At 36.4% G+C, this 22,383-nt stretch carries 12 protein-coding genes; 9 read left to right on the forward strand and 3 right to left on the reverse strand.

Annotated elements, in window-relative coordinates:
* The first annotated feature begins 3 nt into the window (after nucleotides 1-3).
* From GQN54_RS03125 to GQN54_RS03140, 4 genes are all read left to right on the forward strand, one after another.
* Entirely contained in the window at nucleotides 4-723 is a 720-nt protein-coding gene (locus tag GQN54_RS03125; RefSeq protein ID WP_160631900.1) for a head GIN domain-containing protein, read from the forward strand.
* A gap of 304 nt (nucleotides 724-1,027) precedes the next feature.
* A complete protein-coding gene (locus GQN54_RS03130) occupies nucleotides 1,028-4,384 on the forward strand; it encodes a cadherin domain-containing protein (RefSeq protein ID WP_160631902.1) in 3,357 nt (1,118 codons plus the stop codon).
* Nucleotides 4,385-4,389: 5 nt separating this feature from the next.
* Nucleotides 4,390-5,496 (forward strand): PorP/SprF family type IX secretion system membrane protein, encoded by a 1,107-nt coding sequence (locus GQN54_RS03135; RefSeq protein WP_160631904.1) that lies wholly within the window; start codon nucleotides 4,390-4,392, stop codon nucleotides 5,494-5,496.
* Complete coding sequence (locus GQN54_RS03140) at nucleotides 5,496-6,086, forward strand: SPOR domain-containing protein (RefSeq protein WP_160631906.1); 591 nt, start codon at nucleotides 5,496-5,498, stop codon at nucleotides 6,084-6,086. The genes GQN54_RS03135 and GQN54_RS03140 overlap by 1 nt, the downstream gene beginning before the upstream one ends.
* 67 nt (nucleotides 6,087-6,153) lie before the next feature.
* Here the strand turns inward: GQN54_RS03140 and GQN54_RS03145 are convergent, their stop codons facing one another.
* Both GQN54_RS03145 and GQN54_RS03150 read right to left on the reverse strand, forming a co-directional pair.
* Nucleotides 6,154-6,807, reverse strand: coding sequence for a LytR/AlgR family response regulator transcription factor (locus GQN54_RS03145; protein ID WP_160631908.1), 654 nt, complete (start codon nucleotides 6,805-6,807; stop codon nucleotides 6,154-6,156).
* Complete coding sequence (locus GQN54_RS03150; RefSeq protein ID WP_160631910.1) at nucleotides 6,804-8,369, reverse strand: sensor histidine kinase; 1,566 nt, start codon at nucleotides 8,367-8,369, stop codon at nucleotides 6,804-6,806. The genes GQN54_RS03145 and GQN54_RS03150 overlap by 4 nt, the downstream gene beginning before the upstream one ends.
* Nucleotides 8,370-8,844: 475 nt before the next feature.
* On the opposite strand from GQN54_RS03150, the gene GQN54_RS03155 reads away from it, so the two are divergent.
* Nucleotides 8,845-18,213, forward strand: a complete 9,369-nt coding sequence (locus GQN54_RS03155; protein ID WP_160631912.1) for a LamG-like jellyroll fold domain-containing protein — start codon at nucleotides 8,845-8,847, stop codon at nucleotides 18,211-18,213.
* 75 nt (nucleotides 18,214-18,288) lie between these two features.
* Here GQN54_RS03155 and aspS read toward each other — a convergent pair whose 3' ends face one another.
* Nucleotides 18,289-20,049, reverse strand: a complete 1,761-nt coding sequence (gene aspS / locus GQN54_RS03160) for an aspartate--tRNA ligase (RefSeq protein ID WP_160631914.1) — start codon at nucleotides 20,047-20,049, stop codon at nucleotides 18,289-18,291.
* Between the two features lie 97 nt (nucleotides 20,050-20,146).
* On the opposite strand from aspS, the gene GQN54_RS03165 reads away from it, so the two are divergent.
* From GQN54_RS03165 to rpsI, 4 genes are all read left to right on the forward strand, one after another.
* Nucleotides 20,147-20,596 carry a nucleoside deaminase gene (locus tag GQN54_RS03165; RefSeq protein ID WP_160631916.1) on the forward strand — a complete coding sequence of 150 codons (450 nt, stop codon included), beginning with the start codon at nucleotides 20,147-20,149 and terminating at the stop codon, nucleotides 20,594-20,596.
* Nucleotides 20,597-20,939: 343 nt separating this feature from the next.
* The gene (locus GQN54_RS03170; RefSeq protein ID WP_160631918.1) at nucleotides 20,940-21,350 is read left to right on the forward strand and encodes a BrxA/BrxB family bacilliredoxin; all 411 of its coding nucleotides are present in this window, start codon (nucleotides 20,940-20,942) and stop codon (nucleotides 21,348-21,350) included.
* Nucleotides 21,351-21,527: 177 nt separating this feature from the next.
* Nucleotides 21,528-21,983, forward strand: coding sequence for a 50S ribosomal protein L13 (gene rplM, locus GQN54_RS03175; RefSeq protein WP_160631919.1), 456 nt, complete (start codon nucleotides 21,528-21,530; stop codon nucleotides 21,981-21,983).
* Between the two features lie 4 nt (nucleotides 21,984-21,987).
* Complete coding sequence (gene rpsI / locus GQN54_RS03180) at nucleotides 21,988-22,374, forward strand: 30S ribosomal protein S9 (protein ID WP_160631920.1); 387 nt, start codon at nucleotides 21,988-21,990, stop codon at nucleotides 22,372-22,374.
* Nucleotides 22,375-22,383: the final 9 nt, after the last annotated feature.

The raw sequence follows: 22,383 nt of genomic DNA on the forward strand, positions 1-22,383 counted from the left end.
GCGATGAAAAATATGACACGCTTTTTAACAATCGGTTTAATATCCATGGTTTTAACCTCATGTATTTGGACCAGTAACTGTATTAGTCCTGAAGGGTCAACGGTAGAAAAAACAATTGATTTACCCAGTTTTAGGAAAATTAAGCTATCCAGTTCAATTGAAGTTTATTTAACTCAGGCCACTACTCAATCTGTGTCCATAAAGGCTCCACAAGAAATTATAGATTTGTTAAGTAAAGAAGTGGTGGCGGATCAGTGGGAGATAGAGTTTGATGAATGTTTTAATACCCAATCAAAAGTAGCAGTATACATCGCTTTACCTCATATTGAGCAATTGACTGTTAACGGGTCAGGAAGTATAATAGGAAAGAGTGATTTTATTCTAAGTGATTTAGAGATAACCATTAATGGATCTGGAGATGTCAAGATGGAGATGAATGCTGATGAGGTTGAAATTAATATAAAGGGTTCAGGAGATATCCTACTAGCCGGGGTAGCTAATGAAACGGACATTAGTGTAATGGGTTCTGGAGATGTTCAAGCCTTCAAGTTGGAGACTAAAGAATCCGAAGTGGAGATAAAAGGATCTGGGGATGTTAAGGTAAATGTTAGCGAAAGTTTAGAAGTAGGTATTTATGGAAGTGGGGATGTACAATACAAAGGAAATCCAGCTAAGACGGATATTAACATAAAAGGAAGTGGGGAAGTAAAGAAAGTGGAGTAATAACTGATGTTCTATATATTGGCCCGAGTCGTTTAATCGACTCGGGCTTTTTTTATTCAATTTTTTTATTGGGTTTGCTCTTGATCTCGATTTTGTTACAGTCGAAATATATACAGTTATAACTTTTTTAGCTAGTCACGATAATTGTCATTAACAACAAATTTTGGTTGCTCACAACATAAATTTAGTACATGTGCTTTCATCAGCTACATTTGGTTGAAATATGCTGTAAGATGCATTTACACTAGTAAAGTAGTGTTAGGATAAGAACAAAGAATTAAAATACTAAGGACAAATCATCAATATGAAGCAAATACGAAATTTAATTAGCGGTTGGATCCTATTGGCAAGTAGCAGCCTATTTGCACAAGCTCCAACGTGGAGTGTGAATGCCAATGCATTCCAGTATGATATGACAGTTACTGCCACATTAGATGTTAATTGTGTTGAATTGACTAACCCCTCGAATAAGTTAGGAGCATTTGTCGGAGGAGTTTTGAGGGGAACTGCCAATACCTCTAATGTAATCAACGGAAAATACCTCGCTACCATGTCTGTGTATAGCAATGTGAGTAGTGGTGAAAACGTTTCGTTTCGATTTTATAATATAACTACTGACTCTATTTATCAAAGTGTCGATAATGTGGTCTTTCAAGACAATGCCATTTATGGAACTCTCAGTGCTCCATTTATTGTGAAAACCAATAATGCACCAACTGCAATTTCAATCAGTAATGATAGCATTACGGAAAATCAAGTGAGTGGGCAGGTGGTAGGATCATTTACAACTGCTGATGTAGATGCTAATCAGTCTCATACTTATTCCTTAGTGAGTGGTGTGGGAGCTACAAATAATCTTATTTTTTCCATTTCGGGAAGTCAATTAATAGCCAATTTTACTGCCGATTTTGAGAACAAGTCTTCCTACAGTATACGGATAAGATCCACAGATTCTCAAGGTTGTTCGCTTGAAAGGGTGTTGATGCTCTATGTTAAAAACTTGAATGATGCCCCTACAGCTATTAGTCTTAGTAGTTCCAATATTAATGAGGGTAATGCTATTAATGCGACCATCGGGAGTTTAACTGCTACTGATCAGGATGCTAATGAGTCTTTTGTTTTTACCTTGGTTAGTGGTGCAGGTAGTGTTGATAACAATATGTTCAATATTGTTAATGCTACATTAAGGGCCAATCAGTCGTTTAACTTTGAGGTGCAATCTACCTTTAAAATTAGAGTAAGAGTAACTGATAAAGCTTCTAATACTTTCGAAGATAGTTTGACGATATCTGTCAATGATTTAAATGATGTTCCAACAGATATTTTGATTTCAAAGGATAGCCTATTTGAAAACTTGGCAGTCAATACGCTTGTAGGTACATTTTCTACTATAGATGAAGATGCCGCGCAAAGCCATTCTTACTCTTTCAATAATATTCCAGGCAATGATAATGCTAGTTTTAATATAGTAGGAAATCAGTTGCGGACCAATACTGTTTTTGATTACGAAGGTCGAAAGGATTACTTTATTTATGTTCAAACCAATGATTTAAATGGTGGGCTATTCACCAAGTTGATTGTTGTCCGAGTGTTGGATGCAAATGATATTCCCTCGGATATTTTAATCTCTAACGCCAGTGCGAATGAGAATTTCCCCGCGGGGCTCTTCGTTGGGAAATTCAACTCTTTAGATCAAGATACTTTTCAAATTCATACCTATAGCACAGTAAGTGGAGTAGGAGATGCTGATAACGCCAATTTTACGGTCCGAAATGATTCCCTTTTTACTGCAATTATTCTGGATAAGAATCTAAAGCCACAACATAGCATTAGAGTAGCAACCGATGACCAAAATGGAGGAATTTTCAGTAAGACATTTACCATCTTTGTTAAAGATGTGAATAATATTCCTACAAGCATCACATTATCCAATTCAATTATTCCTGAAAACACTCCAATTGGGGGGCAAGTAGGTGCCTTTAATACTACTGATGCAGATTTGGGAGATGTGCATACTTATAAATTGGTTGCAGGAGTTGGGAGTAACGATAATAATAGTTTTCAGATAGCTGGAGACAAGTTACAGACCAAAGTAGCTTTCAATTATAATGTAAAGGACTTGTATAGAATTCGGGTAGAAACCAACGATGGGTTTGGAGGGACTTATCAAGACACTTTTAATATCAGCATCACCAATACGAATGATGCACCTACCAATATTGTACTTTCTCCTGCAAGCTTTAAGGAAATGGTAGCGCAGAATACTACAGTTGGTCTCCTTTCATCAGTTGATCCAGATCAAGGCGATACGCACAGTTATAGTTTTGTTCAAGGTACGAATGACAATGGTGCTTTTCTTATTTCAGGGGATCAATTGAAAACTCAAGGGCAGTTTGACTTTGAAACAAAGAGCTTATACATTATTGAAGTAAAAAGTACAGATTCACAAGGGTTGAATTATACAAGGCAGTTGACTGTAAGTGTTTTAGATAGCAATGATGCTCCTGCTGCAATTCTTCTCTCAAACGATAGTGTTTCAGAATTACAGCCTAAAGGAACGTTTGTGGCTAACATAACAACAGTAGATCCTGACGCCAATGATTCATTTACATACAGCCTTGTTGCTGGACAAGGAGCAACCGATAATGGTTCGTTTAGAATCAATGGTCAATTATTAGAAACAGATACTATTTTCAATTATAATAATCAACGTACTAGAAGTATTCGCATAAGAAGTACAGATGCTAACGGTAAAACTTTTGAGAAGAACTTTACCATCAGAATAACTAATAAGAATGATTCTCCAACTAATATTTTAATTTCAGATACCACTATTCTTGAAAATAGTCCAATAGGAACGCGTATTGCTAGTTTAATCACTATAGATGATGATAATGGTGAATCATTTACTTACAGACTGGTGAATGGTTTCGGAGATGCAGACAATAATCAGTTTAATATTCAGTCTGATGAGTTGTTTACAGCTTCCACCTTTGATTTTGAGACCAAGAATGAATATCGAATTAGAATTAGAACGACAGATAGCCAAGGAGCTACATTTGATCGTGCATTTTTAATAGCAGTGCTGAATCAGAATGAGTCTCCAACAAGTTCCGCTCAAGAGTTTAGTATTCTTGAAAATTCTCCAATAGGAACATCAATTGGAACTGTAATTGTCAATGATATTGATGAGAATGATGCTTTAACTTATCAATTAATCCAAGGTGGAAATGTTGTATCAATAGACCCCACTAATGCAGAGTTAAAGTCACTAATAGGTTTCGATTATGAAAGTAACCGATCCTATACTATCATGGTATTAACTACTGATGCAGGAGGGCTCAAAGATACCACAGAGGTTATTATTTATATAAATGACCAAATAGAAGGAAGTTTGCCTGCAGCCGCCTACTTTTCTCCAAACAGTGATGGTTACAATGATACTTGGCAGATTCAAAATGTGGATTTGTACTCCAATTATAAATTGGTGATTTTCTCAACTACTGGGGGAATCGTGTTTGAACAAAGTGCCAACTATAATAATGACTGGGATGGAACTTTAGGAGGTAGCCAGCTGCCTGAAGGTGTCTATTACTACTTCTTACAAGACAATAATAATAGCAAAAATACCTATAAAGGAACCATAACATTAAAAAGATAAGCCCAATGAAAAAAGTTATATTTATTGCAGCAATAGCAATTTCAAGTTTAAGTTATGGTCAAGATCTTTCATACAGTTACTATAACTATGTAATGAACCGATTCAATTTAAACCCTGCTTTTGCGGGGAATAATGGAAACATTTCCGCCATGTTGAACACAAAAACGCATATGGCTGGGTTCAATAATTCACCTCGAAACACTATGTTTGGGATGCATGCCCCCATTAATTTGAGCCAAGGAGTTGGAGCAAGAGTGGTTTCCGATAGAAGAGGGGCCTATCAAGTGGATAAATACGATGCTGTATACAGTTACCAGATACAATTAGACGATCGATCGGATCTAAGGTTTGGTGTTTCTGCTGGTGCAGTCAATAGAAAGTTGAACCCGACAAGTATTGATAATTCGGAATTCTTAAATCAAAACGATCCTACACTGGTTGGCGGCTATTTTGATGAGACCAATTTCATAGCAGGAGTTGGTTTGGTCTACGACTTTGAAAATTTACAAATAGGGTTAAGTGCACCCAATTTAATTGACGGAAGTGATGAAATTAGTGACTTTATCGTTGGTTCTGTTTCTTATAACTATAAGTTAAGCAATGAAGATTTTGTATTAAAACCAACTGTCATCTATCAAAACTTACCAGTAGTTGACAACCAATTTGATATTCTCTTAAAAGGTGAATATCAGGAAAAAGTGTGGGCGATGGCAGGCTATCGATCAAACAACAACCTAACTTTTGGATTGGGGTTTGATTTGGGCCCTTTTGGAGTGGGATATGCTTATGAAATGACGAATTCGGAGTTGTCTACTATTGCTGGAGGCTCACATGAGATTTTAATTCAAGTCGCTTTTAAATCTGCCAAACTAAAGCGAAAAGATGAATTAGTGAAAACACTGGATGAGTATGTTGCTCGATTTGATGCTATGATTAATGATAATTCCAACCAGTATAACAGAGGTCAGGTAGTTAGTGAAATACAGCAAATTAGAGTGGAGTTGTCCAAGTTGGAGGCAAGTAACGATAAGTCTACTGCTAAAATTGTAGATAAACGCCTGCAAACCATAGAGGAACAAATTGAGCAACTGGAAAACAAATACGGTAAATAATGCAACGATCGGAAATTGAAAAATACCTTTTGAGAACAATACTTTCCATTTTTATGATGGGTTGTTTTCAGTTATTGTTGGCCCAATCGGATACTGCAAAAGTGGGTCAAAATAAAACGAAGATTGATGAGTTAAACCAACGATTGGACAATTTAGTTAAAAATACCTCCTCAATTGGAAAGGAAGATAGTGTTGAGATTAAGTTGAACTTATTGCTAAAACAAATGGCTGAGGTAAAACAGGAGATTTCTACCATTAAAACTGCCATGAATACCATGTCAGAGGAGAATCGTCAGGCTTTTGAAGAACTAAATAACGGGTCAAATCGACAAGACATCAATGTAGAAAATGGAAAATTTTATGTAGTGATAGGTTCTAGAAGAAATCCAGCTCTTGCTATCGCCTTGTTGAACGAATTAAAGCAAACACAAGACGTAATTCTAGTAAAAAATAGTAAGAAAACATGGAATCATATTATTTTGAGCACTCCGTATACCAAAGAAGAAGCAACTACTAAAATGATAGAGTTGAGAAAAGGTGAATTCCAAGATGCTTGGTGGACATCATCTACTAGAATTTTAAAAGATTAGTTAATTGGTTTTTTGCTATAAAGCGCTGTTATCGATCGAATCGGTTCAGCGCTTTTTTATTAGGTATTTATAGCACATTCTTCAATCCATCCTTATAACTTCTGGAAATCGGCAGTTCTGTATTGTTAATATAGACTGTCGTTGCATTGTACTGTTCGATGTGTGACTTATTGATAATAAAACTTCTATGTATTCTAATGAATTGGTCATTTAGTTCTTCCTCATAGAGAGATAAACTAGCTCTTTCAAGAAAGGTAGAATTGGCTGTTACAATTTTAACATAAGATCCACTAGCTTCAAGATATAGTATTTTTGATTGTTCAATAGATTTCTTACCATAACTTGTTCGAATCTGAATAGTCTTCTGATTATTCGTTTTGAAAATTTCTAACAGCGCAACTATATCACTCTCTTTATAAGGTTTGGTAATGTATGATATTGGCTTAGTGAGTGCTGCCTGTTTTACAGTTGGAATCTCGTTGTTAGCTGTGAGGTAAACAAATGGTTGTTTAATTTCATTTAAATAAATGCCTAAATCTATTCCCGTTTTATCTCCTGTCAAACGAATATCGACAAAATATAAGTCTGGGTTAAGCGAAGTATTTTGAATGACTTCATCGACATTATCCAAAATACCGATAACGGTCACTTGGTGTTTCTCAAGTATTAGCCGCAAATGGTCTGCAACGATAAAGTCATCTTCAACTATAATTACATTCATTTGTTAAATTTTATATTTAGGCTATAGCCGATTGTGTTGTTCAAAGTTATTGAAGCTTTCAATTGTTTCAACAATAAGTTTACAAGTGAAGGAGACTCCCCTTCTTTTAACCCTGACCCATTGTCTTGATAATTAAAATGGACGACATTGTCAGCCGCTTTCCAAGTAGAGATTTTAATTATTTTAGCCTTAGTAGTTTTAAAACCATGTTTTAGGGAATTAATTATTAATTCTGTAACCAACAGCCCGAGATAAACAGACTTGTCTACAGGCATTTCAAAATCCTCTACTTCAAGTGTCAATTGAACACCTTCTTGAATAAGCCCTGACTTAAAGTTGTTTTCAATACTTTTTAAATAATCTTTAACTGAGATGCTTTTTTTACTTTCATTAATATAGAGTTGCTGATGCAAAGCAGCTATCGAATTTATCTTTTCCGAAATCCCTTGGAGTTCACTCTTTGCCGTGTCTGATTTATAGATTTCCCGGCCTATCAATGAAATAATCAATTGTAGGTTGTTTTTTATACGGTGATTGGATTCACCAATTAAGAATTCATTTTCCTTAATGAGTTTAGCAAGTTGTTTGTTTTTACGACTAGTTATGTAGGAGTAGGTCACAATCAGTAGTATAATTATCGAGAGTAAAACCCCAATGAAGGAATAGAATTTCTTCTCATCATTAGCCCTTAGCAACTCTTCTTGATTTTTGGCGAGTAATTTATCTTTTTCTTCCAACTTATAGAGCGTAGTCAACTCTTCTAGTTTATTTTTAGATTGAACCTCTCTATACATCACGTCCGCTTGAGACTCCTTTATTTGATATTTTAATGCTGTTAAGGTATCTTTCAACTCAAAATATGAATTCGTTAATAGCCAATAGGTTTCCATTACTTGTCTGTAATACTTCAAGCTGTCCATGTAAGGGAGAACCTTCTTTGCGTATAGTATCGTAGAGTCAAATTCTTTACTGTTTAAAAACATATGTGATTTGGTCTTCAAAAGAGAGTAGTAATTCAGGTCTTTCTTATTGGAAAGGGTTCTTAATGCACTATCTATATATCTCTGAGCTTTAGTTGGAGAGTTGTATTTAGATTTTGAATTGTATAATCCACTAATTTCCAAATAGGAGGTGTACTGATGGTCTAAGTAGTTGTGCTTCCTAGAAATTTGCAAGGATAAGTTGGAATAAGCAAGGGAGGTGTCTAGTCTTTTGGGGAAAGCTCCATTTTTGGCATCATAAAGTTCACAATATACTGCAGCTGCACGATGATAAAAACGGCACAGAAGCTCTGGGTCTTTTGGAACATCTTGTTGCATTTTTTTTATGAGAGATAACGCAGAAGAATAATCTCTGATTTTTCTATAAAATTCAATAATTTGAATATTGGACTTGTTGATTAAAAATTGATTTTTAATTTCCTGAGAAAGGTGAGCTGCTTTCTTTAATAATTGGTACCCTTCGCTTGACTCGTCTGCATTAGTGGTAGTTTTTCCAAGTTCAATTAAATATTCAATTTTTATAGAATCAGTTGAAGACATGAATTGTTCATGAAACTTCAATAGATAATTTCTAGCAGCTTGGAAATTACCAATTGAGTTTAAATGGTTTAAACTGTCTTTATTGAAACCATATTTCTTTTCTGCTCCTATTGTATTATTGGAGTAGCAAAGTAAAAGGGCTACAAGGGCTAATATATGGAGTAACTGTTTTATGTCCTTTCATTTAAGTTTGTGAGAACAAAATAAGTAATACTTTCTTAGGAAATGTAGATTGGGTCAAGGCGTTCACAACAAAAAATGGTCGCTCAACACAATTATTATGGAGTTGATGTTTCCTTTTCTACTTTTATTTAGAAAATCTTTGCGTGGTCTTCATCGTGATTGTTTTCTTGGTGTAAGTAAGAATAGCTAATGGAAATTTTGTCCATTCACAACAAAAAAATGCTATTCGCATCACTAATGAAACCATGAGAATGAATGACCGTAATTCTGATTTTATTGAATAAGATACCAATACATCATAACAACGAACTTTATGAGAATTAATTTTTACCATCCAATTAATGCTACCTTTCTGCAAAACATTTGTTTGCGTTTAGCGATATTATCCGTGATGTGTTTTGCATCTGGAACGATTCAAGCATCTGTTTCAGGTTATGGAAGCGAAGAAGTGTCTGTTAGTGTTGATTATTCATCAGGGTATTTGAACGTGAATTGGAGAGATTACCGCACCAATTCTACTTGTGATGATTACATGCATAGTGCAAGGGTCTATTATCGCATTGGCCAGTCTGGCACTTGGATTCAGATTTACGATCAAAATAGTACAATAGCAGCTGTTGCTCATTCTTCTTCAGCTGCAAACGAACGAAGAACAACTATTTTTCGAACAATGCCGGCCACTTTTTTTGAGCAAACTGTACAAGTTCGATTTACAGGTAGCTGGAAAGAGGAAGATGGTTTCTTTTGCGATGGAAACACAAATGGCAAGGACTTTACATATACTCTTAACAACACTATTGATGCACCAAGAAACGTAACAGCGTCTAGTAATTCCTATTGTGATAAGGTAAGGTTAACTTGGGATGATGGTTCAAATGTAAATGGATTGAATCCTACTCGCGTTAGGATTATTAGGAATGGAGTCGCTAGTTCTAACTATGTGTATAGTAGCACTAATTTGGCCGATTATACCGAGGGTCCAACCGCTGTAGATTTAAATTTAAGCGTGCAAACCTATTTAGAATGGACTAACGATGGACAAACTAGATTTGCATATGGCGGAACTGTAAATGTTACTGGTAAAAAATACGGACCACCTGGTAAAGCTGAAGGAGTTTATTTAGAGCAAGCCAATTGTAATGGACAGATTCAAGTCAATTGGAATTGGAGCAATTCTACCAATCCTAGTAATTTTTTGATCGAGCGTTCTACTGATTCTAGCTTTACCACCTTCACCACTTTAACCGTTTCAGGTTCTGATCGAAGTGTTAGAGATGCTAATACTATGATAGGTCAAGTTTATTATTATAGAGTTTTTGCTCAAGATAATTGCCCCAATAGTACAACGTTAAAAACGAAATCTGAAGTATCTACTCGTGCAACTGAAGTCGGATTAGGTATTCCAACAAAACCTGCAGTGAAAAACATTTCAGTAAATTCGGTTAACAAGTCAGTTACACTAACTTGGACAGATAATACTAATTTAGAAGATGGTTTTAAGGTTGTTCGTCAGTCAGGAAGCGGCCAAGTAGAATTTGATGTAGCAGCCAATGATACTAGTTATACGGATAATACCGCAGATAATTGCACCAATTATACATACTTAGTTAAAACCTATAACAGTTGCAAAACAACTGGAGTGATTTCTACTAATTCGCTTTCTGCATATATCCCTTCAGATATTTCTCAAACATTCAGCAATAACGGTAAACTTGAGGCTACAGATGGCGAGTTTGGAGAGCGTATTGATATTAAGTGGTCTACGCCAAATAAACAAAATGATGACTGGAGTATTCTCAGAATAAATCCAATTACAAATGATACCGTTCCAATTGCAAATTTAGATGGTAGAGTGAAATCATTTACTGATAATACTGCTGACGCAAATACCTTGTATAAGTATTTAATCTCAGGAGAATCAAATTGTGCTGGTAACGTAGTTTACTCAGATACCACAAGTGATTTTGGATTTAGATTGGCCTTTGGAACCATCAACGGACAAATTACCTATTCTGGAGGCTCTGCGGTGAAGGGAGTTAAGGTTACCGCTTTAGCTGCATCTGGTGCAAGTGGAAAGTCTGGAGGGTTTAACGGAACTAGTTCTTACGCAACTATTTCAAATTCAGCTAAGTTGTCAGATAGCTTAGTTTCTGTTTTAGCGTATGTGCGACCATCTACTACTTCAGGTATTCAGACTGTTATAAGTAAAATAAGTGGAACAAAAGGATACCAATTGTTTATCGAAGGTGGCCAACTTAAAGTGAAAATTGGTACAACTACCAAGCAAGTTTCTATACCGAACTTCACAGCAGGGAATTGGATTTCTGTAGGAACTATTGTGTCTAGTGATAGTGTTAAATTGCTCCATAATGGAAAATATTTAGGAGTCTTTGCACACAGTGAGGGTGCGAATATTAAAAACACTTCTTCCATTGAAATTGGAAGGAATGGGACCACAAATTACTTTAAAGGAGAAATAGATGAAGTAAGACTATACAATAAGCCGTTGTCTAAACAAGAATATGAAAGAAGTTTTGACGTATACATTAATCCATCAATGGATGGACTAGTAGGGTATTGGAGATTTGATGAAGGTTTCGGAGTTACAGCTTATGATTACTCTAAAACATTACTAACAACCAATAAAAATCATGCAACTTTATCAAATGTAACTTGGAGTAACGCTAAGCCTTCTACCTCTCAGTTGACTGCGGGTGCTTATACAGATTCCTTAGGAAGTTATTTTATTCCATTTGTACCATACTTAGGAAGCGGCGATAATTACACTATCCGACCTGAATTTGGAACACATACATTTACCCCCGCTACTACTACTTTGTTAATAGGTACCGGATCCGCGAACTATACAGGACAAAATTTCACAGACAACTCATCCTTTACTGTATCCGGTACAGTGAAGTTTAAAAATACTAGTTGTTTTGTAAAAGATGCGAGAATAAAAATCGATGGAGAGGTGGTCATTCGAAATGGTGAAGTAGCCACAACAAACGATTCAGGTAAATTTACGATTCAAGTACCTATTGGCCCACACGTTGTTACTGTTGAGCAAACCAGCCACGTTTACTCTGCCGGTCGTTATCCAGCAGTTGGAACAAGGAATTTTCAGCAAAACGTTACTGGTATTGAGTTTATTGATAGCACACTTGTGAGGGTAGTTGGAAGAGTCGCAGGTGGAAGTATTCAAAAAGCTTTGCCTCCGGCACTTGGTAAGGGTAAAAATAATATAGGAGTTGCTTCAATTCCTTTTAAAGCTCAACAAGGAAACGGTTGTTTAACTACTCAAACTACAACGGATTCAAATACTGGTGAATATGCTATTGATTTGCCACCTATGCGTTTTGAAATCCCAAACTTTAATGTAATAAGTAATGCATCTATTCAGTTTAATAACAATGCATTGCTTGATATTACAAATGTTCCTCCAGTAGTTACATCAATAGATTCTGTTTTTAGAGACTCTTTGGGAATTAAACAATTAGTTAGAGTAGATTCTGCTCACTATCAAAGACAGCGTGATTTTATCCAGACCGTTAGTCCATCAATTGATGTAAGATCAGCAAACAGACCTGTTAATAAGTATGGTTCAGATACCGTTACTTATAGTAATTCAGGGGTAAAAATCTTAATTCCTTCAGATTCTTTAGGGTTGAATTACCCCATCTTTGAAGAAAATAAAGAGTATACCTGGAATATTTCAGCATTTCAAATATATACCAATAAGGACAATGGAATGACTGTGTTAGATTCGGTTCCTATGACTGAAGGAAACATCATTATCGTGAATAATTTGGCTAGTGAGCCTCGTCAAGAATTTAAATTTAGGATAACAGATACCACGAAGTTTTCCGGAGTTCAAGAGTATACTTTTACAGGAGGTCAGTCCAATACAGCTGCAGATCAAACCAATCCTGAATACTCGTTCTCTAAAACTTGTGAAATTACTTTAGCGCCTCAAAATGGTAATGCAGTTTCATGGAAACCTAATGTTAATGATACTAAAAGTCAATTTTTTAGAGGAATTGTTTTTGGAGGAAAAGCATTGGGGAACTCTTTTGCGACTGCAGGTCCTCAGGTGGTTACTATGGTTCTTAGAGACCCCCCAGGAACAAGAAGTAAAGCTAGCTGGGAAAGAGCCTCAACAGTTACAAATTCTTATTCGTTTGGAGTGCAAGCGGGAGTTGCAAGTAATTTAAGTAGTGAAATATCGCTTGGGACAGAATTTGACGTTGGGTTAGGATATACTACTCCAACTAAAATTGAGGCCTCAGCTAAGAATGATATTTCTGTAGAAGCGAGTATTGGGGCAAATGGAGAATTGATAGAGTCAACAACTAATTCTCTGGGAATTAGCACAGGAACAGGTGATGAGTTTGTAGGAGGGAATGCAGATTTGTTTTTTGGTAGATCTATGAATATGGACTTCGGTTTGTCACAAGTATTATCCTTAATTGATGCCAATCATTGTAACGGAAACTGTGCTTCCACCACATATCGATACAATGGTGTTGATTACAAAATAGGAACTTATGTTAGCATGTATGCCATACCAAAGGGCTATCAAACGGAATTTGTATTTACTCAAGCGGGTATAGAGAATTCTGTCATCCCCAAATTGGAAGCTTTAAGAAATCAATTTTTACTGAACAGTTCAAAGTATACTTCGGTGCCTGCTTCTCACCCTAATTTTGGAAAGAGTAACGATGATATTACATTGACCAATCCGACTCCTGATCCTGAATCGAACTCATTAGAAGATTCGACTGGAGAAAGCTATACTTTTAAAGGATACATTAGAGTTGATACCACTTATACAAGTCCATTTACTGGAGTTTCCAGAACAATGACAATGTATGAAGGAGTAGACAGTGTGTGGTGGTACAATAAACAAATAACATTGTGGAAAGATGCTTTAGCTGAGAATGAAAGAGCTAAAGTAACCGCTAATCAAAGTAATTTAGATAAAAACATTTCCTATCAAGGCGGTAGTACACAAACTCATACTAATACCACTACCAAGTCATTAGGGGGGGCAATTACGATTGGGTTTAATTTATCTAAAGAAATGACTTTGGCCGTAGGTGCAGAAATTGGAGGTACAGGCGCTAAAGTCGAACAAAGTACTAGTTTGTCGATGCAAACTAATGCTACCATTGGTACTAAAGAGGAAACTTCTACCACTTTTTCTTATACCTTGGACGACCCAGATGCATTGGATGAATTTAGTGTAGATGTATTTAAAGCACGTGATGGTTTTGGTCCAATTTTCAAAACTCGTGGAGGACAGACATCTTGTCCTTATCAAGGAGAGGTTAAAACTAAGTATTACCAACCTGGAACAATAATAGATCAGGCTACCATTCAACTTGAGGATCCTGGGATTACTGCAAGCCCTTCTGTTTTATTCAATATTCCCGCGAATGGACAAGGAAACATTAACCTTTCTCTAATCAATAATGGATTAGAGGATGTGGTTTATTCATTGAAAGTACTTGAAAATACCAATCCCAATGGAGCCATATTAAAAATTGATGGAATTAGTCCCAATAGAGATTTTGCTGTACCAGCCTCTACTTCTATTAATAAGACATTGGTGGTGGAAAAAGGTCCTAACCATATTGCATATGATAGTATTGGTTTAGTATTTCATTCGAGATGTCAGTATGCGTTTGGAACTGCGGGATATAAGGATATTGCGGACACGGTTTATTTTTCAGTTTACTTCTTGCCATCGTGTACTGAGTTAGATGTTCAAAGCCCACAAAATCAATTTGTAGCCAATAATACCTATTCAAATGTTTTACCGGTTATTATTTCGGGTTATGATATAAACTATGGAGGCTTAGAAAAAATTCAATTGCAATACAAGCCTTCTAATCAAGCTTCTTGGGTTCCTTTGGGTAGAGAGTGGTTTAAGGATACGAACGATATTGATACACGATATCCTAATCATGTTGACCCACAATTGATTCCAAGGAATCAATCATACATTAATTATTCATTTGAAATGGATCAATTAATAGATAGAAATTATGACTTGCGTGCTATCGCTACTTGTAAGATTCCTTTTAATCCTGATTTTAGCCAAGAGTCTAAAGTGGTTTCAGGTGTTTTTGATCGAGTGAATCCTCATCCATTTGGTAGCCCATCTCCTGCAGATGGTGTTTTAGACCCCAATGACGATATCGCAATCCGATTCAATGAAGTGATAGAAGCCGGGTCTCTCACTCCCGATAATTTCCAAATTACAGGAGTGTTAAATGGTCAGGAATTAAGACATGACAAGGCGGTAGCATTTGACGGTGCTACAGGTTTTCTGCAAATCGCAAATGGATTCGATTTTGCCTCTGGTAGTTTTACTATTGAGTTTTGGGCAAAACGAGATGTTATAGGAACCGATCAAACCATTATTTCTCAAGGAGCAAGTAATAATAATGTGTTTGCTATTGGATTTAATGCGGCAAATCAAATAGATGTGAAGTTGGGTAACCAAAACTATATGTCAACATTCGCAATTACTGATACGGCATATTGGCACCATTATACGGTTACGTATGATAAGGATAATTTAGTCTTAGAAATTACCGAGCGAGATGCTCAAACGTCCCAGTTGAGCACTAACAATAACTTTTTTGCCAATTTTACAAGCGGAGGTAAAACCTTTGTAGGAAAGAGTTCTGTTTCAAATGCACATTTCTTCAATGGATCTATGCACCAATTAAGAATATGGAATAAAGCTTTAACTTCTGGAGAGGTAAGTAGTAGAATCAATCAAAATTTACACGGAAGAGAAGCTGGTTTGATCGGCTATTGGCCAATGGATGAAGGTAAAGGGATGCTGGCTGAGGATAAAGCAAGATTCCGTCATGCGGAAATGAATGCCAACTGGGAAATTAATCCTAAAGGAACAGCGGCCCAATTTGATGGTTTGACAAAATATGCAGTAGTAGATTCTGCAGGAACTTTAGCCATCACACAAGAAATGGATATGAGTATCGAATTCTGGTTTAAGACAGTTGGTGGTCGATTGCAAACTTTCCTTTCCAATGGAAGTGGTCGATTGGTAGCTAATGATGCCAATAGAAATGGCTGGAACATTGAGATGAATGCTCAAAATGAAATTTGGGTAAAGAATGATTCTTTTGCATTTAAAGCTGTACAAACCAATTATGCAGATAATAAATGGCATCATTTTGCCTTAGTCGTTAATCGATTAGCAAATACAACCGCTTATATCGACGGGGTGCAGCAGAAATCCACTTCAAGTACCAATTTCTGGGGCTTTGGAGCAGCCAAATTAGCAATAGGAGCTAGGTTCAGTGTTATTGCAAACCAAGAGGTTTTCGATCAATATTTTACTGGATTTATGGATGAAGTTCGTATCTGGAATACGGCATTGTTAAGAGACAATATTGAGCTGAATCGTTACAACAGGATGAAAGGAGATGAATTCGGATTACTGGCATATTACCCATTTGAAAGCTACCGTTTAGAGTTGGGTACTCCTGTTTTGGACGTTTCTTTGGGTAACCAATCTGGTGTATTGCCTAATGCTAGTCGCCTTAATTTAAGAGCTGCCAATGGATCTATTTACTCTATTGAAACACCTGCAATAGCTCTTCAAAGACCGGTTGAAAAGATTAAGTATTCTTGGAGTGTGAATGGAGATGAAATTGTTATCACTCCAAACGAACAAGCAGCAAATATTGAAAACGTAACGCTTAATATTTCAGTAAAAGGGGTTAAAGATCTTCATGGAAATGAAATGCAATCGCCAAAAACATGGATTGCATTCGTCAACAAAAATCAAGTGTTGTGGCAAGATGCTGAGAAGAATCTGAGCAAGGAGTTAAACGATACATTGACATTTACTTCAAAAGTGATTAATAGTGGAGGGGAAGTAAAGAATTTTACCATTTCCAACATTCCATCATGGTTGACTGCTACTCCTGCTAGTGGAACAATTAACCCATTGAGTACTAAAACCATTAAGTTTACGGTGAATCAAGGAGTTAATATTGGTGATTTTACTGAAGATGTACTTCTAACCACTGATTTTGGCTTTAACGAAAAATTGTTAGTGAAACTAAAAGTAGCTAAAACTTCACCTAACTTCCATTTAGATCCATCATTGTATCAGCAAAGTATGTCAGTTATTGGTCAGATTAGAATCAACGGACAGGTTTCTACGAACCCTGATGATAAACTAGTGGCCTTTATAAATGGAGAAGTAAGGGGAGTAGCCAATTTGCAATATGTTCCTACTTATGATAAGTATGTGGCTTTTCTAGATGTTTATAGTAATACTTCTGACAGTATTTATTTCCAAGTATGGAATGCATCCCAAGGACAAATTCACACTGACATCAACCCTGTTTTATTTTTTAATAATAATGATTTGGTAGGTTCGCCAGTAAGTCCTCAATATTTTGATGCGGTTAATAATATTTCTAAGCCGATTATCCTGAAGAGCGGTTGGAACTGGGTGTCCTTCCCGTTAATGGATAATAAGATGAATAGTTTTCACAACTTCTTCGAAGAATTGAATCTTCGTGATGGTGATATGGTAAAAACTATTGGTAATAATGCGAATGCGCAATACGGAGGTACGGCGATTGGCTGGAGTGGTAATTTGGTCAACCAAGGTTTAAAGAATGAGATTTCCTATTTGATTAAAATGTCAGTGAGGGATACATTAAATTACAAAGGGTTGGCAATAGATCCTGATACCGTGCAGATTGATGTAGTAAATGGTTGGAACAGAATTGGATTCGTTTCTTTGAGAAATATGCAAGTATCTACCGCACTAGCTAATTTTAATGCACAAGATGGCGATATTATCAAGAGTCAAGAGCGCTTCTCTTATTTCGACTCTAACCTTGGCTGGATTGGTAGTTTACAAACATTAGAACCTACTAAAGGATACTTGTTAAAAAGCACTGCAAACACCAGCTTTGTTTATCCTCGTCAAGGATTATTGCGTCAACGAACAGAGTTGCCTGCACAAATGGAGTTGGAAGATATGTTAACTGAACGCTACAGTTTGAACCCCTATAATTATGAGGCAGGAGTTAGTGCCATAGTAAAAGTGGAGGTGTGTGAAGAAGTGGTTCAGAATGAAAATGTCATCTTAACTGCGTTCCTAGGAGAAGAATTGAGAGGTTGGTCTGAGTCGGCAACAAAAGTGAATGACGTGTTGGGTTACCAATACTTTTTGACTGCTTATGGTGAAGGGAATGATCAATTTGAATATATCTTGATTGATACGGTTACGAATAAGAAAATTGCATTATTAGGTAATCTAGTTTTTGAAAAGAATGGTTTACAAGGAACACCCAACAAACCTATAGTGGTACATCCAACTACAAAAGTAGATTGTGATGAGTTTAAGGTAGAAGTTAGTCCAATAGAAGCAATGAATTTGGTGTATCCAAATCCTTTCCGAAATACTTTGAATATCACTGTGCCAACAGACCTAGGTGAAGCAATAGAAGTGAGCCTAATCGACAGTTATGGCAGAGTATTACATCAAGAAAAATCAGCGCAAGGCAGCTTATTGAACTGGAGTAAAATTGCAGGAAGCAAAGAGATTGCTCAAGGAGTTTACTACATCCGATTTAGTTCGGATGCAGGTCAAAAAGTGGAAAAAGTAGTGAAATACTAAAGAGTTAGTTTGACCAAAAAAAACGCCCGAATCAAATATTTGGTTCGGGCGTTTTTGTTATTTTATATTCTATGTTTATCCTTTAGCAACCGGCTTTACCGTATTCAAAAACAATTCCTCTAATTGCGCATCAGCAATCGTTGCAGGCGCATCAATCATGACATCTCTACCACTATTGTTCTTTGGGAATGCTATGTAATCTCGGATGGACTCAGAGCCACCAAATAAAGCACAAAGTCGATCAAAGCCTAAAGCAATTCCGCCATGTGGAGGCGCACCATATTCAAAAGCATTCATCAAGAAACCAAATTGAGCTTTAGCTTCTTCTTCTGTGAATCCTAGTAGGTCGAACATTTTCTTTTGTAAATCTCGGTCATGGATTCTAATAGAACCGCCACCAATCTCAACACCGTTAATTACCATGTCGTAAGCATTGGCTCTAATGTCTCCTGGAGCAGTATTCATCTTATCTAAATCAGCTAATTTTGGGGAGGTAAATGGGTGGTGCATTGCATGGAAACGCTTACTATCTTCATCCCACTCTAATAGTGGAAAGTCGATTACCCAAAGTGGAGCAAATGTATTGTTATCTCTTAAACCCAATTGTTTTCCCATTTCCAAACGCAATTCGCTTAGCGCTTTTCTTGATTTATTCACTTCACCAGAAATTACCAATAGTAGGTCGCCAGGCTTCGCATTCATTTTGTCAGCCCAAGTTTTCAACTTCTGGGTATCAAAGAATTTATCTACTGACGATTTGAATGAACCATCAGCATTTACTTTCACATATACCAATCCTGTAGCTCCAATTTGTGGTTTCTTTACAAAGTCAGTTAATGCATCCAATTGTTTTCTTGTGTATTCTGAACAACCTTCAGCGCAAATTCCAACCACTAATTCAGCGTCATCAAAAACTTTGAATCCTTGGTTTTGTGCTACGTCGTTTAGTTCAACGAAAGGCATTCCGAATCGAATGTCTGGTTTGTCGTTTCCATACAGACGCATAGCGTCATCAAAAGTCATACGAGGGAAGTCTGTTAATTCAACACCTTTTACAGTTTTGAATAAATGTTTCATCATGCCTTCAAACGTATTCAAGATGTCTTCTTGCTCGATAAAAGTCATCTCACAGTCAATCTGAGTAAACTCTGGCTGACGGTCGGCTCTTAAATCTTCATCTCTAAAACACTTAACAATTTGGTAGTAGCGGTCGTAACCCGCTACCATCAATAACTGTTTAAATGTTTGTGGTGATTGTGGAAGAGCATAAAATTCATTCGGGTTCATTCTTGAAGGTACCACAAAGTCACGAGCACCTTCAGGAGTAGATTTAATTAAATAAGGAGTTTCTACTTCAATAAAATCTTCGTTGTTTAAGAAGTTTCTTACTTCTTTATTGATTTGATGTCTAAGCATCAGTTTTGAAGCTACCGGCTTTCTTCTCAAGTCCAAGTAGCGGTATTTCATCCTCAAATCTTCACCGCCATCCGTTTCGTCTTCAATTGTGAATGGGGGTGTTTTTGAAGCATTTAAAATAGTCATTGAAGTCACTTCAATTTCTACTTCACCAGTCTTCATGTTTTTGTTTTTGCTACTTCTTTCTATTACTTTTCCTGAAATAGAAATTACAAACTCACGACCTAATTTTCTTGCTTTTTCACACAAGTCAGCATTAGTTTCCATATTAAATACTAACTGCGTTATGCCATACCGATCTCTTAAATCAATAAAGGTCATACCTCCTAAATCTCTTGATTTTTGTACCCATCCACAAAGGGTTACTTCTTTATTTAAATCGGAAATAGTTAATTCTCCGCAAGTGTTTGATCGTAACATATTCTTCAATATAATTTAAGCTGCGAAATTAGTGAATCGGTATGTTTTAAGCTACATAAGATGGACTTTAATTAGCTTTGTCGAAAATAAGACGACCATGGAATTAACAGTATTTTCCGACGAACGATTTATGAAAGAAGCGTTAAAAGAGGCACAAAAAGCATTCGAAGCTGACGAGGTGCCGGTTGGAGCTGTTGTAGTTCATAAGAATACCATTATAGCTCGTGCGCATAATTATACAGAGCATTTGAATGATGTGACAGCTCATGCAGAAATGCAAGCCTTCACTGCTGCTGCGGATTATTTAGGCAGTAAATATCTGGATGAATGCACTTTGTATGTAACCTTGGAGCCGTGTGTCATGTGCGCCGGAGCAGCTTTTTGGACACAAATTGGAAAAGTAGTGTTTGGTGCTGCCGACGAACGAAGAGGATATCGTGCTGCAGCAGAAAAATCCATTTTACATCCCAAAACGGAAGTAGTGAATGGAATAATGGCAGAAGAGTGTGGAGCTTTGGTAAAGAACTTCTTTAAAAGTAAAAGATAATTTTCATCCAAGTATCTTAGTGCTCCTCTATCTATATAACGAGAAAGTCTGTGCTGATATTATCGAAGTGCTCAATACAACAAAGGATAGAGAATACTATAGTCAAAATTCACTTTTGGGAGGTTCTTCAAGCTTCTTCGGGGTGAAATTTGAATAGAAAGTAATAGTATCAAAAGGTAACAGCCATTTAGTGGTGACATTTTAATTTCTAACATCGAAGCGGTCTAAAATCTACTCTTTATATAAGGTAAAGAACAACTGTCTAAAAAAGCTGTTATAAAATCCTTTATTGGTAATTTTGTCCTTCCAATTCATACAAGTATAAACTCAAAAATATAGAACCATGTATCCAGAAGAAATGGTAGCCCCAATGAAAGCTGAATTAACTTCAGTTGGATTTAAAGAATTATTAAGTCCAGAAGATGTAGACAATGCGATAAATGCATCTGGAACCACATTAGTCATGATTAATTCTGTTTGCGGTTGTGCTGCAGCAAATGCACGCCCTGCTGTAAGAATGGCAGCAGAGAATGCTAAAAGACCAGATCATTTAACTACAGTTTTTGCAGGTGTAGATGCAGCAGCGGTTGCACAAGCAAGAAAACACATGTTGCCTTATCCTCCATCTTCTCCATCTATTGCTTTATTTAAAGATGGAAAGTTGGTTCATTTTATCGAACGTCACCACATTGAAGGACGTCCTGCCGAAATGATTGCAGAGAATTTGAACATGGCATTCAACGAATATTGTTAGAAAGTATAAAGTTTCTTTCGCAACATCAACAAGCAAGGTAAGTTGGTGAATATTGGCAAAGTGTAATAATTCACAATTTATTTGTTAATAAAGTTTGTTGAAGAAAAAAAATAGTTCTAACTTCGCAGCCCCTTTTGGGATAAGTGCGCTTAATAAACAGTTAAAAGATAAATTAAGGTGAATACGTTAAGTTATAAAACAGTTTCTGCAAACAGTGCAACAGTAAACAAAGAATGGTTACTTGTTGACGCTGAGAATGAAACATTGGGAAGGTTAGCATCAAAGGTTGCTAAATTAATAAGAGGAAAACACAAAGTTAATTTTACTCCGCATGTTGATTGTGGTGATAACGTAATTGTTATCAACGCTGAGAAAATCAAGTTGACTGGAAATAAAATGGACGAAAAAGTGTATATCACTTATAGTTTACACCCAGGTGGACAAAAAGTAAGATCTGTAAGAGAAATGTTGGATAAAAAGCCAGTAGCAGTTGTTGAAAACGCTGTTAGAGGTATGCTTCCAAAAAACAGATTGGGTAAGTCATTGTTTGGTAACTTAACTGTTGTTGCAGGTACTGAGCATAATCACGAAGCTCAAAAGCCAAGAGAAATTAAATTGAACACAATTAAATAATCCTATGGAAGTAGTAAATACACTAGGTAGAAGAAAAAAATCAATCGCTAGAGTTTACCTTTCAGCAGGTAAAGGTGAGATTACTGTAAACGGAAAAGATATGAAAACCTATTTTCCAACTATCGGTTTACAGTACCGTTTGTCACAAGCTTTTGCTTTGACCGAAACAACTGGTCAATATGATGTAAAAGTGAATGTGCAAGGTGGTGGTATCACTGGTCAAGCTGAAGCTATTCGTTTGGGTATCTCAAGAGCATTGGTTGAAATCAACGCCGAAAACAAGCCTGCATTGAAAGCAGAAGGTTTGATGACAAGAGACCCAAGAATGGTAGAAAGAAAGAAGCCAGGTCAGAAAAAAGCAAGAAAGAAATTCCAATTCTCGAAACGTTAATATTCCGTT

Source organism: Acidiluteibacter ferrifornacis (assembly GCF_009909615.1).
Classification (GTDB): domain Bacteria; phylum Bacteroidota; class Bacteroidia; order Flavobacteriales_E; family Vicingaceae; genus Acidiluteibacter; species Acidiluteibacter ferrifornacis.

What these genes read in the sequence shown, in the direction of transcription:
- GQN54_RS03125 (WP_160631900.1), top strand. Translation starts at nt 4, where the DNA reads ATGAAAAATATGACACGCTTTTTAACAATCGGTTTAATATCCATGGTT.
- GQN54_RS03130 (WP_160631902.1), top strand. Translation starts at nt 1,028, where the DNA reads ATGAAGCAAATACGAAATTTAATTAGCGGTTGGATCCTATTGGCAAGT.
- GQN54_RS03135 (WP_160631904.1), top strand. Translation starts at nt 4,390, where the DNA reads ATGAAAAAAGTTATATTTATTGCAGCAATAGCAATTTCAAGTTTAAGT.
- GQN54_RS03140 (WP_160631906.1), top strand. Translation starts at nt 5,496, where the DNA reads ATGCAACGATCGGAAATTGAAAAATACCTTTTGAGAACAATACTTTCC.
- GQN54_RS03145 (WP_160631908.1), bottom strand. Translation starts at nt 6,807, where the DNA reads ATGAATGTAATTATAGTTGAAGATGACTTTATCGTTGCAGACCATTTG.
- GQN54_RS03155 (WP_160631912.1), top strand. Translation starts at nt 8,845, where the DNA reads ATGAGAATTAATTTTTACCATCCAATTAATGCTACCTTTCTGCAAAAC.
- aspS (WP_160631914.1), bottom strand. Translation starts at nt 20,049, where the DNA reads ATGTTACGATCAAACACTTGCGGAGAATTAACTATTTCCGATTTAAAT.
- GQN54_RS03165 (WP_160631916.1), top strand. Translation starts at nt 20,147, where the DNA reads ATGGAATTAACAGTATTTTCCGACGAACGATTTATGAAAGAAGCGTTA.
- GQN54_RS03170 (WP_160631918.1), top strand. Translation starts at nt 20,940, where the DNA reads ATGTATCCAGAAGAAATGGTAGCCCCAATGAAAGCTGAATTAACTTCA.
- rpsI (WP_160631920.1), top strand. Translation starts at nt 21,988, where the DNA reads ATGGAAGTAGTAAATACACTAGGTAGAAGAAAAAAATCAATCGCTAGA.